At 75.1% G+C, this 15,306-nt stretch carries 13 protein-coding genes and 1 pseudogene; 10 read left to right on the top strand and 4 right to left on the bottom strand.

The genetic code is table 11. The features are described from left to right. Positions 1-314: 314 nt before the first annotated feature. The 3 genes from ACSNOB_RS21620 to ACSNOB_RS21610 all read left to right on the top strand — a co-directional run bounded on the left by ACSNOB_RS21620 (position 315) and on the right by ACSNOB_RS21610 (position 2,438). A complete protein-coding gene (locus tag ACSNOB_RS21620) occupies positions 315-782 on the top strand; it encodes a general stress protein (RefSeq protein WP_436688279.1) in 468 nt (155 codons plus the stop codon). A 182-nt stretch (positions 783-964) separates the two neighbouring features. Next, positions 965-1,441, top strand: coding sequence for a MarR family winged helix-turn-helix transcriptional regulator (locus ACSNOB_RS21615; RefSeq protein WP_436688276.1), 477 nt, complete (start codon positions 965-967; stop codon positions 1,439-1,441). A gap of 10 nt (positions 1,442-1,451) precedes the next feature. Next, on the top strand, positions 1,452-2,438 hold the full coding sequence (locus ACSNOB_RS21610) for a pirin family protein (protein ID WP_436688275.1): 987 nt from the start codon (positions 1,452-1,454) through the stop codon (positions 2,436-2,438). 63 nt (positions 2,439-2,501) lie between these two features. Here the strand turns inward: ACSNOB_RS21610 and ACSNOB_RS21605 are convergent, their stop codons facing one another. Beyond that, positions 2,502-2,630, bottom strand: a complete 129-nt coding sequence (locus ACSNOB_RS21605) for a hypothetical protein (RefSeq protein WP_281190601.1) — start codon at positions 2,628-2,630, stop codon at positions 2,502-2,504. A 141-nt stretch (positions 2,631-2,771) separates the two neighbouring features. Here ACSNOB_RS21605 and ACSNOB_RS21600 point away from each other — a divergent pair, with 141 nt between their 5' ends. Further along, a complete protein-coding gene (locus ACSNOB_RS21600) occupies positions 2,772-4,361 on the top strand; it encodes a phospholipase D family protein (RefSeq protein WP_436688274.1) in 1,590 nt (529 codons plus the stop codon). A 5-nt stretch (positions 4,362-4,366) separates the two neighbouring features. On the opposite strand, the gene ACSNOB_RS21595 is transcribed toward ACSNOB_RS21600, so the two are convergent. Then, positions 4,367-5,095 carry a hypothetical protein gene (locus ACSNOB_RS21595; protein WP_436688273.1) on the bottom strand — a complete coding sequence of 243 codons (729 nt, stop codon included), beginning with the start codon at positions 5,093-5,095 and terminating at the stop codon, positions 4,367-4,369. A gap of 372 nt (positions 5,096-5,467) precedes the next feature. On the opposite strand from ACSNOB_RS21595, the gene ACSNOB_RS21590 reads away from it, so the two are divergent. After that, complete coding sequence (locus ACSNOB_RS21590; protein ID WP_436688272.1) at positions 5,468-6,295, top strand: SigB/SigF/SigG family RNA polymerase sigma factor; 828 nt, start codon at positions 5,468-5,470, stop codon at positions 6,293-6,295. 74 nt (positions 6,296-6,369) lie between these two features. Here ACSNOB_RS21590 and ACSNOB_RS21585 read toward each other — a convergent pair. After that, positions 6,370-6,553 (bottom strand): annotated as a pseudogene (locus ACSNOB_RS21585) (amino acid permease); the annotation flags it as partial. A 72-nt stretch (positions 6,554-6,625) separates the two neighbouring features. On the opposite strand from ACSNOB_RS21585, the gene ACSNOB_RS21580 reads away from it, so the two are divergent. Genes ACSNOB_RS21580 through ACSNOB_RS21570 form a run of 3 tightly spaced genes read left to right on the top strand, consistent with a single transcriptional unit; the run spans position 6,626 to position 10,357 of the window. After that, positions 6,626-7,468, top strand: coding sequence for a helix-turn-helix domain-containing protein (locus ACSNOB_RS21580; protein ID WP_436688271.1), 843 nt, complete (start codon positions 6,626-6,628; stop codon positions 7,466-7,468). A 38-nt stretch (positions 7,469-7,506) separates the two neighbouring features. Beyond that, the gene (locus ACSNOB_RS21575; RefSeq protein ID WP_436688270.1) at positions 7,507-7,707 is read left to right on the top strand and encodes a DUF397 domain-containing protein; all 201 of its coding nucleotides are present in this window, start codon (positions 7,507-7,509) and stop codon (positions 7,705-7,707) included. Positions 7,708-7,735: 28 nt separating this feature from the next. Beyond that, complete coding sequence (locus ACSNOB_RS21570; protein WP_436688269.1) at positions 7,736-10,357, top strand: ATP-dependent RNA helicase; 2,622 nt, start codon at positions 7,736-7,738, stop codon at positions 10,355-10,357. 87 nt (positions 10,358-10,444) lie between these two features. Here the strand turns inward: ACSNOB_RS21570 and ACSNOB_RS21565 are convergent, their stop codons facing one another. Further along, entirely contained in the window at positions 10,445-11,170 is a 726-nt protein-coding gene (locus ACSNOB_RS21565; protein ID WP_393110057.1) for a PP2C family protein-serine/threonine phosphatase, read from the bottom strand. 241 nt (positions 11,171-11,411) lie between these two features. Between ACSNOB_RS21565 and ACSNOB_RS21560 the strand changes: the two genes are divergently transcribed. Further along, positions 11,412-14,024 (top strand): glycoside hydrolase family 9 protein, encoded by a 2,613-nt coding sequence (locus ACSNOB_RS21560; protein WP_436688268.1) that lies wholly within the window; start codon positions 11,412-11,414, stop codon positions 14,022-14,024. A 174-nt stretch (positions 14,025-14,198) separates the two neighbouring features. Further along, positions 14,199-15,146, top strand: coding sequence for a hypothetical protein (locus ACSNOB_RS21555; protein ID WP_436688267.1), 948 nt, complete (start codon positions 14,199-14,201; stop codon positions 15,144-15,146). The last annotated feature ends 160 nt before the right edge of the window (positions 15,147-15,306 follow it).

Here is a 15,306-nt window from a genome sequence, read left to right as displayed (position 1 = left end):
GACCGGGACGGGCGGGACCGTCCCGGTCGCATCGGGGCGGTCTCGGCCGACGGCGACGCCGGGCGGAGGCCGCCGACGCCGGTCCGCCGAGCGCCGCACGGGGCGGCCCGGCAGGACGGGCCGGGGCCGGACCCTCCGCCGGCGTTACCCGGGGACGGCGGCGGGAACCCGGGCGGTTGACGAAGGAGGAGCTGATGAGCACACCGTCGAGTGGGACCTCGGGCTGGCGGCCCGGCATGCCTGGCGGCGACACCCTCCCGTCCGGTCCCGCCGGTCGGCCGGCGGCCCATGCGGGCGACGGGCACGGCCCGGCGCTGGGCCCGCCCACCGTGACGATCGGGTCGTACCCGGACTATCCGTCCGCCCAGCGCGTGGTGGACTATCTGGCGGACAACCGCTTCCCGGTGGAGCACACCGCCATCGTCGGCACGAACCTCACCCTGGTCGAGACGGTGCTCGGCCGGATGACCACCGGCCGGGCGGCGCTGGTGGGCGCCGGCACGGGCGCCTGGTTCGGGCTCTTCATCGGGCTGCTGTTCGGCATCTTCACGGCGGGCAACAACTGGATCGCCGTGATCCTGGTGGCCCTGGTGGTCGGCGCGATCTGGGGCGCGGTGTTCGGCGCGGTCGCGCACGCGATGACGGGCGGCCAGCGCGACTTCACCTCGGCCAGCTCGCTGCGCGCCGGCCAGTACGCGGTCATCGTCGACGAGCAGTTCGCCGAGCAGGCCCGTCAGCTGATCGGCCGGATGCACCTGACCGCGGCGCCCCAGGAGCGGTGACCGACGCCGGGGGCCTGCCGCCCGCCTCCGGGTGCGGGGCGCCCACGGCTCCGGCGCGCGACCGCCGGGGTCGTGGGGGTCCCCCGGCTCGTGTTCTTCAAAATCGCACGACCGACGGCACAGATCGGCAACCGCGCTCACACGCCACTAGTTAAATTTTGAAAGAGTGCTACTGTCGTGGCGTGACCGAGAGCCCCCACCGACTCGCCGCCTGGCGCGCCTACATCGAGGCGAGCCAGCGGCTGTTCACACGGCTGGAGGAGGACCTGCGCGCCGACAGCGCGCTGAGCTTCGCCGACTACCACGTGCTCGTCCTGCTCTCCGAGGCGCCGGGCCAGCGGCTGCGGATGGGCGAGCTGGCGAGCCGCCTGGTCTTCTCGCCGAGCCGTCTGACGTACCAGATCTCCACCATGCAGCGGCGCGGTCTCGTCGCCCGGGAGTCCTGTCCCGACGACCGCCGCGGCAGCGAGGCGGTGCTCACCGCCGCCGGGCTGCTGGCGCTGCGCGAGGCCGCCCCGCACCACCTGAGGTCGGTACGCGCCCACCTGATGGACGACCTCGACGACGCCGAGGTCGCCTGCCTCACCCGGATCTTCGAGCGGCTCGGCCGGCGCCTGCGCGCGGACCGCGACGCGTCGACCCTCCACCACGAAGACTGAGGAGTTCCCGATGCCCGCCATCACCGTCGACAACGTGCTCGTCCTGCCGCGCCTGCCCCGGCTCGACGAGTCCACCGCGTTCCGGCCGGTCCGCCGGCTGACCACCGCCCCGAGCGGCTACGAGGGCGAGGGCTTCCCGGTCCACCGGGCCTTCGCCGGCGTGCCGCTGAGCGAGCTGGACCCGTTCATCCACCTCGACCAGATGGGCGAGGTGGACTACGCGCCGGGCGAGCCGAAGGGCACCTCCTGGCATCCGCACCGCGGCTTCGAGACCGTGACCTACATGATCGACGGGATCATGGACCACCAGGACTCGCAGGGCGGCGGCGGGACCATCACCAACGGCGACACCCAGTGGATGACGGCCGGCAGCGGCCTGTTGCACATCGAGGCGCCGCCGGAGCACCTCGTGACCAGCGGCGGGCTGTTCCACGGCACCCAGCTCTGGGTCAACCTGCCGAAGGTGGCCAAGATGAGCCCACCCCGCTACCAGGACATCCGCGGCCGGGAGGCGGCGTTGCTCACCACCCCGGACGGCGGCGCGCTGATCCGGGTGATCGCCGGCGAGATCGCCGGGCACCGGGGGCCCGGCTCGACCCACACCCCGATCACCATCACCCACGTGACCGTGCAGCCGGGCGCGCGCGTCGACCTGCCGTGGCGACCGGACTTCAACGCCCTGATCTACGTGCTGGGCGGCCGGGGCACGGTCGGCACCGACGGGCGGCCGGTGCACACGGGGCAGCTCGCCGTGCACGGCCCGGGCGACGCGCTGCGCTTCGCGGCGGACGCGCGCCAGGACAGCCACACCCCGGCGCTCGACCTCTACATCATGGGCGGCGAGCCGATCCGGGAGCCGGTGGCGCACTACGGCCCGTTCGTCATGAACACCCGCGACGAGCTGCTCAAGGCGTTCGAGGACTTCCAGGCCGGCCGGCTCGGTGTCGTTCCGGCCGAACGGCTGCCGCACACCGGCGGCCAGGGCCCCCGACCCTGAGCCCGGGCGCGGGCGGTGGCGCCCCGGTACGCACCGGGGCGCCACCGGCGCGTCGGCGTGGCGTCAGGAGACGGCGAAGATGCCGGCGACGCCCAGGATCACCATGAGCAACACCGCCACCAGCGCACCCCGCTCGCTCTCCACCGCCTGCTCGCGGTACTCGGTCACGGAGTTCGTCGTCTCGCCGGGCATGGTGTTGCCTCCTCGGTTCCTCGCGTCGTGATCGGGCGGTGTCGGGGGTCGGCCGGCCGGTCACCGGGGCGCCGGTCGGGATGCGGACCCGCGACGGGGGTCCTACCGTGAGGACGTCGTCGACCTCGGGGGGCTGGAACGATGGGACCGCACAACTGGTTCCTCAGCGCACGGGAACGCGCCAACCCGGGGTCAGAGTTACCCGTCTGGTCCAGCGGAAACCTTGCCGAGCCGTTAATTCACGGTGCCGCGTACTTCGACCGGCTCGTCGACGAGGTGGAGGCGCTGGAGGCGGGGGACCACCTCTTCTTCACCGACTGGCGGGGCGACCCGGACGAGCTGATGCGCCCCGACGGGCCGACGGTGGCCCAGCTCTTCGCGCGGGCCGCCCAGCGCGGCGTGGTGGTCAAGGGCCTCGTCTGGCGCTCCCACCTCGACGCCCTGGCCTACAGCGAGGCGGAGAACCGCGACCTGAGCGAGACGATCTCCGCCGCCGGCGGTGAGGTGCTGCTCGACCAGCGGGTACGTCGGGGCGGCTCGCACCACCAGAAGCTGGTGGTGCTGCGGCACCCCCGCGCGCCCGAGCGGGACATCGCCTTCGCCGGCGGCATCGACCTGTGCCACAGCCGGCGTGACGACGCCGGGCACCGGGGCGACCCGCAGGCGGTACGGATGTCCGCCCGCTACGGCGAGCGCCCACCCTGGCACGACGTGCAGCTCGCCGTGCGGGGGCCGGTGGTGGGCGCGCTGGACACCACCTTCCGCGAACGCTGGACCGACCCGATGCCGCTGGACTCGGAGAACCCCCTGGCGTACGTGCGGGACCGGCTGCGCGGCGCGGACCTGCGCCCCGATCCGCTGCCGGACCAGCCGGCCGACCCGCCGCCCTGCGGCCCGCACCACGTGCAGGTGCTGCGGACCTACCCGACGATCCGCCCCCGCTACTCCTTCGCCCCGGACGGCGAGCGGACGGTGGCCCGCGGCTACACCAAGGCGGTCCGCCGGGCCCGCCGGCTGATTTACCTGGAGGACCAGTACCTCTGGTCCACGGAGGTGGCCGACCTCTTCGCCCACGCGCTGCGGGACAACCCCGACCTGCACCTGGTCGCCGTCGTCCCCCGCTATCCGGACGTGGACGGCCGGCTGGCGCTGCCGCCGAACTCCGTCGGCCGCGAGCAGGCGCTGTCGCTGTGCGAGCGGGCGGCCCCGGACCGGGTGCACGTCTTCGACGTGGAGAACCACGCCGGCACGCCGGTCTACGTGCACGCCAAGGTGTGCGTGGTCGACGACGTCTGGGCCAGCGTCGGCAGCGACAACTTCAACCGCCGGTCCTGGACCCACGACAGCGAGCTCTCCTGCGCCGTGCTGGACGACACCCGCGACGGCCGGGCGCCGACCGACCCGGCCGGTCTCGGCGACGGGGCCCGGGTCTTCGCCCGGGAGCTGCGGCTGCGGCTGTGGCGCGAGCACCTGGACCGCGACCCCGACGGCGGCGAGGACGCCGACCTGCTCGACCCGGCCGACGCCGTGGCGGCGATCACCGCCGCCGCCGACGCGCTGCGCCGGTGGCACGACTCCGGGCGGGTCGGCCCGCGGCCGCCGGGCCGGTTGCTGCCGCACCGGCCGGAGCGGCTGTCCTGGTACACCCGGGCCTGGGCGCTGCCGGCGTACCGGCTGGTTTACGACCCCGACGGCCGGCCGCTGCGGGCCCGCCGGGCGGGCACCTGGTGAGGCGGCTACGCCGACACGGAGACGGCGCCGGTCCGGGCGCGCGCGGCCGCGACCTCGGTGTCCGGGGTGTGCACGGTCAGGCCGCCCGGATAGGCGAACGAGGCGCGCGGGGAGTAGAAGCCGAAGCCGATCGTGAGCGGATTCTCCGGGCGTAGCGCGTAGAGCGGGTGCCCCGGGTCCAGGAACTCCACCGACTCGATCACGAACGGGTTCACCGGTTCGGCGACGAACGGGTACACGGCGCTGAGGAACTGTCCGTCCCGGGCGGTGAAGTAGCGGTGGTGGCCGCTGGTGATCGTCTGGTCCGTCTCCCCGACCTGGCAGCGCGCCCGGATCAGCGGCACGCCGCCGATCTCCGTCTCCGCGACCAGGTTCCCGCCGTGGCTCTCGATCCCGGTGCGGCCGACGACCGCGGGGGCGCCACGCGCGGCGGCGTAGTCGCGGATCCGTTCGCTCGAGGTCACGTAGTGCGTCCACCAGCCGCCGGGGCTGCGTCCGCCGGGCGCGTCGACGCCGGCCAGGCACACCCCGAGGTACGTCAGCGAGTAGGCGCCGAACCCGGAGGTCTGGCTCTCGTCGTCGACGACGTACTGGTTCATGAAGACCTGGCGGTCCGGGTGCGGGGTCAGCCCGGGCGGCACCAGCGCCGCGACCGCGTCCGGGTCCGCCGGCAGCCAACTGAAGAACAGCGTGCGGCTGTTCAGGACGAGCTGGGGAGCGGCGGGGTCGAGCACGGCACCTCCGAAAGGGATGTACCCGCACGCTACGGCCGGTCCCGTGTACGGGACAACGACGGAAAGCCGACATTGACGGCCGGTCGTCCGCGTACGGCGGGCCGCTCGGCCGGGCCGGCGACCCTCCCGGACTTCCGCACGTCGATGTCCGGTCGGCGCCGCCTGACCGTCCGCGTGGCGTAACCGGCCTCACAATACGATGGAGATTTGCTCCACATGTCGCCTGTGTTGGCGAAAATCCCTTGAGTCCATCGTACTTTCGGCTAGATTTCCTCGGTCCGATCAGGCTAAGGTGACTTCCGAACGTACATCTGAAGATAAACCAAAACGTTACGTCTTTTATCCGCGGACGAGGTGCAGGGAGGACCACCCATGACCGCGCCAACGATCAGCGAGCAGACGGCCACAGCGACGCCGGGCACCACCGAGAAGCTCGACCCGCGAGCGCTCACCGACAGCGCCGCCGACCTGCTCAACGCGATGGCCGCGCTGCCGGCCAACCACCCGTCCCGCGCCGCCCTGCGCGACAAGGCGATCGAGGCCTGGCTGCCGCTGGCCAACCACCTGGCCCACCGCTACAGCGGTCGCGGCGAGCCCACCGACGACCTGGCCCAGACCGCCGCCGTCGGCCTGATCAAGGCGATCGACAAGTTCGACCCCTCCCGGGGCGTCGACTTCGCCGGCTACGCCATCCCGACCATCATCGGCGAGCTGAAGCGGCACTTCCGCGACCGCACCTGGGACATCCGGGTGCCGCGCCGCCTCCAGGAGCTGCGGCTGGCCATCTCCGACGCCAACAGCTCGCTGCTGCAGACCCTCGGCCGCTCGCCGACGGTCGCCGACATCGCCGCCCACCTCAAGCTCACCGAGGAAGAGGTCCTGGAGGGCCTGGAGGGCGCCCGCGCCTACAACGCGGTCTCGCTCTCGACGCCGACGGGCGACGGCGACCGCGCGACGGAGCTGGGCGACATGCTCGGCGGCGAGGACGGCGAGTTCGAGCTGGCCGAGCTGCGGGTCGCCCTCGGGCCCGCGCTGGCCACCCTGGACGAGCGGGAGCAGAAGATCCTCACGCTGCGGTTCTACGGCAACCTGACGCAGTCGCAGATCGCCGAGCAGATCGGCGTCTCGCAGATGCACGTCTCCCGGCTGCTGGCCCGCGCGCTGACCAAGCTGCGGGGGCAGCTCGACGGCACGTACTAGAGGGTGGTGGGCGAGGGCCGGGCCGGCGGGTCCGGCCCTCGCCGTGTCCGACCCGCGGCACCCATCCGGCGGACGGCCGGCCCGAGCAGGTCGGCGACGTTCACCGCCGCGAGCGTCACGACCACGGCCAGGGCGACGGCGGCGAGCCCCGGCACGGCGCCACGGCGACTCCGCCGCGCGGCTCCGGGCGAAGAAGGCGATCACCGCGACCGAGGTGGTGGCGATCAGCAGCAGCACCCCGAAGCCGCCCGCCGTGCCGACCGGCAGAACAGCTGGAAGTTGCACTCCGGCTCATGCGACCTGCGGATCTTGGCGTGACAGACTCGGAGGGTGACCGCGAGCCCCACCGTCCGCCGACGCCGTATCGCCCGGGAACTCCGCCAGTTGCGCGAGCGAGCCGGGATGACTCTGGACGTCGCCGCCCGGCAACTGGACATGTCCAAGAGCAACCTGTCCCGGATCGAGAACGCGCAGATCGGCATCAAGCCGCGCGACGTGCGGGCGGCGCTCGCCCTGTACGAGGTGACGGGGGCGGACGCCGAGGCCCTCATCGAGATCGCCCGTGGGGCGCAGCAGCGCGGCTGGTGGCAGAACTACAGCGACGTGCTGCCGGAGTGGTTCGAGTTCTACGTCGGACTGGAGGCGGAGGCGGCGACGCTGCGCACGTACGAGGCCGAGGCGGTGCCCGGGCTGCTGCAGACCGAGGCGTACGCGCGGGAGGTCTTCCGGCGCACCGCGGGCGAGGACGGTATCGAACGCAAGGTCGCCGCGCGGCTGCACCGGCAGAACGTGTTGCACCGCGACAATCCGGTCGAGTTGTCGGTGGTGCTCAACGAGGCGGTGCTCTGCCGCCCGATCGGCGGCAACGCCGTGATGGCCGACCAGATGGCCCATCTCGCGAAGGTCGCTCAACTACCGAACGTGACGCTCCTGGTACTTCCGTTCTCGGCCGGCGGCCACCCGGCGATGAACGCGCCGTACGTCGTCCTCACGTTCGCCGACGCCGCCGACGCGACCGTGGTCTACCTGGAAAACCTCACGATGGGACTGGCTCTGGAGGGGGCCGAGCACGTGCGCGGGTATAGCCTTGTGCACGAGGAGCTGGGCCGGCTGGCACTCGGTCCGGAAGCGTCGTTGGCGCGCCTGACGGAAGCTTCTCGTTACTTTGCGTGACCGCTGACGCGGCACGCCGCACAGACGGGGGTACCGCGATGACCGCGCTCGACCTGACCCGTGCCCAGTGGCGCACCAGCAGCCGTAGCGTGGGCAACGGCAACTGCGTGGAGGTCGCCGGCGTCGGGGGCCGGATCGCCGTCCGGGACAGCAAGGACCGGGGCGGGCCGGTGCTGGCGTTCCCGACGCCGGCCTGGCGGGCCTTCGTCGACGGCGTCGACGGGGTGCGCCCCGCCTGAGCCGCGGCGGGCGGTGCGAGACTGGGCCGTGCTCTCGGACGTGCCCCTCGACCTGCCCGTGCGGCCGGTGCTGCCGCGGCTGGTCGCGGCGCTGCGCGCGGCCGGGACCGGGGTGCTCGTGGCCCCGCCGGGCACCGGCAAGACCACCCTCGCCCCGCTGGCCGTGGCCGACGAGGTGGCCGGCCGGGTGCTGGTCGCCCAGCCCCGCCGGGTGGCCGCCCGCGCGGCGGCGCGCCGGATGGCCGCGCTGCTCGGCGAGCCGGTCGGCGAGCGCATCGGGTACGCCGTGCGCGGCGAGCGCCGCGGCGGTCCGCGTACCCGGGTCGAGGTCGTCACCACCGGCCTGCTGGTCCGCCGGTTGCACCGCGACCCCGAGTTGGCCGGGGTGGGCGCGGTGCTGCTCGACGAGTGCCACGAGCGGCACCTCGACGCCGATCTGGCGCTCGCCTTCGCGGTCGAGGCCCGGGCCGCGCTCCGCCCCGACCTGTGGCTGCTGGCGATGTCGGCCACCCCCGAGGCGGACCGGTTCGCCGCGCTGCTCGGCGGCGCGGGCGGCGCCGCACCGATCGTCCGGGCGTCCTCGGCACTGCACCCGGTGACCCGGATCTGGGCGCCGCCGCCCCGGCCGGTGGTCGCGCCCGGCGCCGGCCCGGTCGATCGGGGCCTGCTCGACCACGTCGCGGCGACGGTGCGCCGGGCGCTGCGTGAGCGCGACGGGGACGTGCTGGTCTTCCTGCCCGGGGCCGGCGAGATCGCCGCGGTCGCGGGCCGGCTGGCCGACCTGCGCGACGCGGTCGCGCTCCTCCCGCTGCACGGCCGGCAGCGCGCCGCCGACCAGGACGCGGCGCTGCGCCCGGCCGACCGGCGGCGGGTGGTGCTGGCGACCTCGGTGGCGGAGAGCAGCCTGACCGTGCCGGGGGTCCGGGTGGTGGTGGACGCCGGGCTGTCCCGGGTGGCCCGGATGGACCTGGCCCGTGGCCTGGGCGCGCTGGTCACCGTGCCGGTGTCCCGGGCGGCGGCGACCCAGCGGGCGGGCCGGGCCGGGCGGGAGGCGCCCGGACACGTCTACCGCTGCTGGTCGGCGGCCACCCACGAACGGCTGGCCGCGCAGCCGGAGCCGGAGATCGCCACCGCCGACCTGACGGGTTTCGCCCTGGAGTTGGCCGCCTGGGGGTCGCCGGACGGCGGCGGGCTGGCCCTGCCGGACCCGCCCCCGGCGGCGGGCATGGCGGTGGCCCGCGACGCCCTCGCCACCCTCGGCGCGGTCGACGCGCAGGGCCGGATCACCGACCGCGGCCGGGCGATCGCCGCCGTCGGTGCGCATCCCCGGCTGGCCCGGGCGCTGCTCGACGGGGCGCCCCGGGTGGGCGCGGAGCGCGCGGCCGAGGTCGTGGCGCTGCTCGCCGAGGACACCGTCGCCGGGCCGGGCGACGACCTGGCCGCCGCCTGGCGCCGGCTGCGCGCGGGCACGGACCCGGGCGCCACCGCCCGCTGGCGATCGGAGGTACGCCGGCTGCGCGCCGCCCTGCCCGAGACCCCCTCGGCGACGGCGAGGCGGCCCGGCCGGGCACCCCGGACGCACGGCACCGACGCGGCGACGGCCGGGAGCACCGGCGGTACCCGGCCCACCGCCGGCCTCGACCCGGTCGGGAACCCGGGCCGGGGCGACCTGCCCGACGACCTGGCCGCCGGGCTGCTGGTCGGGCTGGCCCACCCGGAGCGGCTGGCCCGGGCGCGGCGACCGGGCGGCTCGGCGTACCTGATGAGCGGCGGGACCGCGGCGGAGCTGGCGCGCGGGTCGGGGCTGGCGGGCGCCGAGTGGCTGGCGGTGGCGGTGGCGGACCGCGCCCCCGGCGCGCCGGCCGCCCGGGTGCGGCTGGCCACCCCGCTCGACGAGGCGACCGCCCGGGAGGCGGGCGGGCCGCTGCTGCGCGCCGAGCGCGAGGTCGGCTGGTCCGGCGAGGACGTGGTGGCCCGCGAGGTGGTCCGGCTGGGTGCGATCGAGCTGACCGAGCGGCCGGCCCGGCCCGGCGCGGACGAGGTGGCGGCGGCCCTGCTGACCGGCCTGCGCCGCGCCGGCCTCGGGTTGCTGACCTGGACCCCGGCGGCGCTGGCGCTGCGCGGGCGACTGGCGTTCTGCCGGCACGCGCTGGGCGGCGACTGGCCCGACGTCAGCGACGAGGCGCTGCTCGCCGACGCGCCGGCCTGGCTCGGCCCGGAGCTGGCCACGGCCCGCCGCCGGGCCGACCTGGCCCGGGTCGACGTCGCCGGGGCGCTGCGCCGGCTGTTGCCGTGGTCGCTGGCGGCGCGGCTCGACGAGGTCGCCCCGGAACGGATCACCGTGCCGAGCGGTTCCCGGATCCGGATCGACTACGCCGACCCGGCGGCGCCGGTGCTCGCGGTGAAGCTCCAGGAGACGTTCGGCTGGCGCGACGCGCCGCGGGTCGCCGACGGCCGGGTGCCGGTGCTGCTGCACCTGCTCTCCCCGGCCGGGCGGCCGGTGGCGGTCACCGCCGACCTGGCGTCCTTCTGGCGCACCGGCTATCCGCAGGTGCGGGCCGAGCTGCGTGGGCGCTACCCGCGTCACCCGTGGCCGGAGGACCCGACCACGGCCGCGCCGACCCGGCACGCCACCCCGCGCCGCCGCTGACCCGGCCTCGCGCCGTCACGGACTCGCGCTCGGCGACGCGGGTGGCTCAGGGGCGCCGAGCCGGCCGGCTCGCCCGCGAACGCTCGCTCACTCCTCCACCACGTCGGCGATGACCACCGTGACGTTGTCCGGCCCGCCGGCCCGCAGCGCCAGGTCGATGAGCCTGCGGGCGCACTCCGCGCGGTCCGGGTGCTCGGCGAGCACCTCGGCGAGCGTGTCCGGGCGGACGACGTTGGACAGGCCGTCGCTGCACAGCAGCCAGCGGTCGCCGGCCCAGGGCACCATCGTCGCGTACGCCGGGGACACCTCGTCGCCCTGCAACGCCTGGGTCACCACGGCCCGGCGGGGATGGCTGCTGGCCTGGTCGGGGGTGATCACCCCCTGGTCGACGAGCAGCTGCACGAACGTGTCGTCCCGGGTGATCTGCTTGAGCACCCCTTCTCGGAACAGGTAGGCGCGGGAGTCGCCGACGTGGGCGAGGGCCAGGCAGCTGCCCGTCCGGGCGAAGAGCAGGGCGGTCAGTGTGGTGCCCATGCCCTGCCGCTCCGGATCCTCGGCGACCGCCTGGCGGATCCGCGCGGTGGCCAGCTCGATGCCGCTCTGCAGCGCGGCCACCAGCGCGTCCTCCGGGGTCTCCACGTCCAGCGGAGCGATCGCGTCGATGGTGATCGCGCTGGCCAGGTCGCCGGCCGCCATCCCGCCCATGCCGTCGGCGACGGCGACGAGCCAGGTGCCGGCGTGCAGGGCGTCCTGGTTCCCACTGCGGATCAGCCCACGGTCGCTCGTTCCCACGGAACGTAGCTTCAGGGTCATGGGTGGCAGCCTGCCAGGCCGAGGGCGCAATTGTCTCTAGGAGATCAGGACCTCGGCGCGTCGCGCGGCGAATCTCACTGTCGCCGGCCCTTCGCGGGCACCACAGGTCATCCAGCCGGATCGATTGACAGGGGCCGGGAGCACTGGAAACATCGGGGTCACACCTGGGAGCGCTCCCAGAGCGCCACCACCGCGCCACCGCCACACCCCCGTCCCCCGCAGTCGTCCGGAAGGACCACCCGTGACGCCATCCCGACGCCGCCTGGCGCTGCTCGCCGCCGCGACCACCATCGCCCTGACCGGCGCCACCGCCGGCGCGGCCCACGCCGAGCCGCCCCCCGACGCCCCCGAACAGATCGACAACGGCGACTTCAGCGCCGGCGTGTCCCCCTGGTTCTCCTACGGCACCGGCCCGCTGGGGGTGACCGACGGCCGGCTCTGCACCACGGTCCCCGGCGGCCTGGCCAACCCCTGGGACGCCGGCATCGGCCAGGACGGCGTGCCGCTGGTCGCCGGGGCCGAGTACACCCTCGGCTTCGACGTCTCCGCCACCCCCGGCACCGCCGTCAAGGCAGTCCTGCAACTGGGCAGCGCCCCCTACACCACGTACGCCAGCGTGGACGCCGCCGCCGGCGGCACCGCCCAGCGGGTCGAGAAGACGTTCACGGTCACCGAGAGCAACCCGGCCGCCCAGCTGATCTTCCAGGTCGGCGGCGGCGCCGCCGAGCAGACGCTCTGCCTGGACAACGTCTCGCTGCGCGGCGGCGACCCGCCCGAGCCGTACGTGCCCGACACCGGGCCGCGCGTGCGGGTCAACCAGGTCGGCTACCTGCCCGGCGGGCCGAAGAACGCCACCGTCGTCACGTCGGCGACCGACGCCCTGCCCTGGCAGCTCCGGTCGGCCGGCGGCGCGGTCCTCGCCAGCGGCACCACCACCCCGCGCGGCGTCGACGCCGCCTCCGGGCAGAACGTGCAGACGGTCGACTTCTCGTCGTACCGGACCCCCGGATCCGGGCTGACCCTGGTCGTCGACGGCGAGACCAGCCACCCCTTCGACATCTCCGGCGCCCTCTACGACCGGCTGCGCTCCGACTCCCTCCAGTTCTTCTACGCCCAGCGCAGCGGCATCGCCATCGACGGCGACCTGATCGGCGCCGAGTACGCCCGCCCGGCCGGGCACCTCGGCGTCGCGCCCAACCGGGGCGACACCTCCGTGCCCTGCCAGCCGGGCGTCTGCGACTACTCCCTCGACGTGCGCGGCGGCTGGTACGACGCCGGCGACCACGGCAAGTACGTGGTCAACGGCGGCATCGCCACCTATCAGCTGCTGAACACCTTCGAGCGGACCAGGACGGCGGCCACCGCCGGCCACGGCGCCGCCCTCGGCGACGGCACGCTGCGCGTCCCCGAGCGCGACAACGGCGTGCCGGACGTCCTCGACGAGGCCCGCTGGGAGCTGGAGTTCCTGCTGCGGATGCAGGTGCCGGCCGGCAAACCCCTCGCCGGCATGGCGCACCACAAGATCCACGACCGGAACTGGACCGGGCTGCCGCTGGCCCCGCACGACGACCCCGAGCCGCGTGAGCTGCACCCGCCGTCCACGGCGGCCACCCTCAACCTGGCCGCCGTCGCCGCCCAGTGCGCGCGGCTGTTCGCCCCCTACGACGCGACCTTCGCGAAGCGCTGCGACGCCGCGGCGAAGACGGCCTACGCCGCGGCGAAGGCCAACCCGGCGCGGTACGCCAGCCCCACCGACAGCACCGGCGGCGGGGCGTACGACGACACCGACGTCACCGACGAGTTCTACTGGGCGGCCGTCGAGCTGTGGCTGACCACCGGCGAGCAGGCGTACCTGGCGGACCTGACCGCGTCGCCGCACCACACCGGGGACGTCTTCGACCCGCGCGGCTTCGGCTGGCAGGGCGTCGCCGCGCTGGGCCGGCTCGACCTCGCCACCGTGCCGAACGGGCTGCCGGCCGCCGAGCTGAGCCGGATCCGCGCCTCGGTCACCGCCGCCGCCGACGCCCACCTCGCCGAGTTGGGCCGGCAGGCGTACGGGCTGCCGATGCCCGGCGACGCGGGCAGCTACTTCTGGGGCGGCAACAGCAACGTCATCAACAACGCGGTCGTGCTGGCCACCGCCTTCGACCTGACCCGGGACGCGAAGTACCGGGACGGGGCGGTACAGGCGATGGACTACGTCCTCGGTCGCAACGCCCTGAACATCTCGTACGTGACCGGGTGGGGCGAGCACGCGGCCGAGAACCAGCACAGCCGCATCTTCGGCCACCAACTCGACCCGGACCTGCCGAAGCCGCCCGCCGGCTCGCTGGCCGGTGGCCCGAACGCCGCCCTGCAGGACCCGTTCGCCGCCAAGTTGCTCGCCGGCTGCAAGCCGATGTTCTGCTACGTCGACGACATCAACTCGTACGCGACCAACGAGGTGGCGATCAACTGGAACTCGGCGCTGGCCTGGATCGCCTCGTTCCTCGCCGACCAGGGTGACGCCGGGGCGGTGCCCGCGCCGACCTGTACGGCCACGTACACCAACTACGGCGCCTGGCACGGCGGCGCCGGCTTCACCGGCCAGGTGACCATCCGCAACACGGGCGCCACCGCCGTCGACGGCTGGACCGCGAGGTTCGCCTTCACCGGCGACCAGAGGGTACGCGAGGCGTGGCTGGCCAAGGTGACGCAGGCCGGGGCCACGGTGACCGCGCGGAACGAGTCGTACAACGCCCGGATCGCCCCCGGCGGCACGGTGACCTTCGGCTTCAACGCGGTGACGGGCGGCGGCGCCAATCCGGAGCCCGGCCTGATCACCGTCAACGGCGCGGCCTGCACGCTCTCCTGACCCGCATCGCCCGGCCGGGCGACGGTCGCGCACCATCGGGGAAGTAGCGGTCTCCCCACAGCGGGAGGCCACTACTTCCCCGAAGTCGTCGCCTGCCCACCCCGACCTGACCGAGTCGACCGTCCGGGCGATTTCGGTGGACGGGGCGTTCGGGCGTACGACATGGTGGCCGGCATGGACGACACGGAGCGGCGGGTGTGGGGGCGGCTGCCCGACGGCGCCCGGGCCGCGCTGGCCGGCCTGGCCCCGGCCGACCTGCGCACGCTGCTGCTGGCGGTGGCCCGCGACCGGGCGGCGGCGGTACGCCCGGCGGAGTTGGTCCGCCGCTGGCGAACGGACCGGTTCACCCGCCCGGCGGCGGCCGACCCGCGCACGCTGGCCCGCGTGGAGGCCCGCCTGTGGGAACTGCTGCCGGCCGACTTCGCGGGCGTCGACCTCTCCCCCGTCGCGCCGCTCGGGACCTGCGCCGCGGTCGCGCCGGTGAGCCAGAACCGGATCGTCACCACCGTCCGGCTCACCGAGGTGCTCAGCGATCCCACCAACGCCCTCGCGATCGAGGCCGCGGTCCGCCGCCGGGAACGGCCGGCCGACGGCGCGGTCCACCTGGCCGCCTGCCACCGGGTGCTGCGGGCGCAGGACTTCGGGCCGGGGGCCTCGGCGCACTTCCGGCTCCTCGCGCTGGTCTCCAGCGCCCGCGACAGCGGTTCGGGCAGCACCCAGGCCCGGCTGCTCACCCTGCACCTGGCCTACTGGCAGCGGGTGCTCGCCACCCTGGCGCCGGGGGCGGCGGCGCGACTGCGCCTGACCGTGTTCGACAGCCCGGTCGTCGGGGAGCGGATCGCTGACACCGTCCGGCCGGCGCTCGCCCCGTCCGCCGTGCCGGTGGTGGACGAGCCGGAACGCCGACGCGGCCGGGGCTACTACGTCGACGCCGCGCTGCGGATCACCGTCGGGGACGGCGCGGACGAGGTCGAACTCGGCGACGGCGGCTTCACCGACTGGACCGCCCGGCTGGCCGGGGACCACAAGGAACGCTGTCTGATCTCCTGCCTGGCCACCGAGCGGCTCGCCGCGCTGACCGGCGCCGCCACGCCGGACGGCCCCCGACACCCGCCGCGCTGACCGGCCCCCGACACCTCGCCGCGCTGGCCGGCCCCCGACACCTCGCCGCGCTGGCCGGCCCCGCCACGCCCCGCCGACCGGTCCGGGCGGCGGGCGCCGCGCATTCGCGCTGGCGGCGGCGGTCGAGGGGCCGCCGGCCCGCGCGGGACGCCTCCCCCAG

It is taken from the genome of Micromonospora sp. URMC 106 (genome assembly GCF_051386395.1).
GTDB lineage: Bacteria > Actinomycetota > Actinomycetes > Mycobacteriales > Micromonosporaceae > Micromonospora.
Note: the sequence above shows the minus strand (reverse complement) of the source record. Positions and strands in the feature narration are given on the sequence as shown.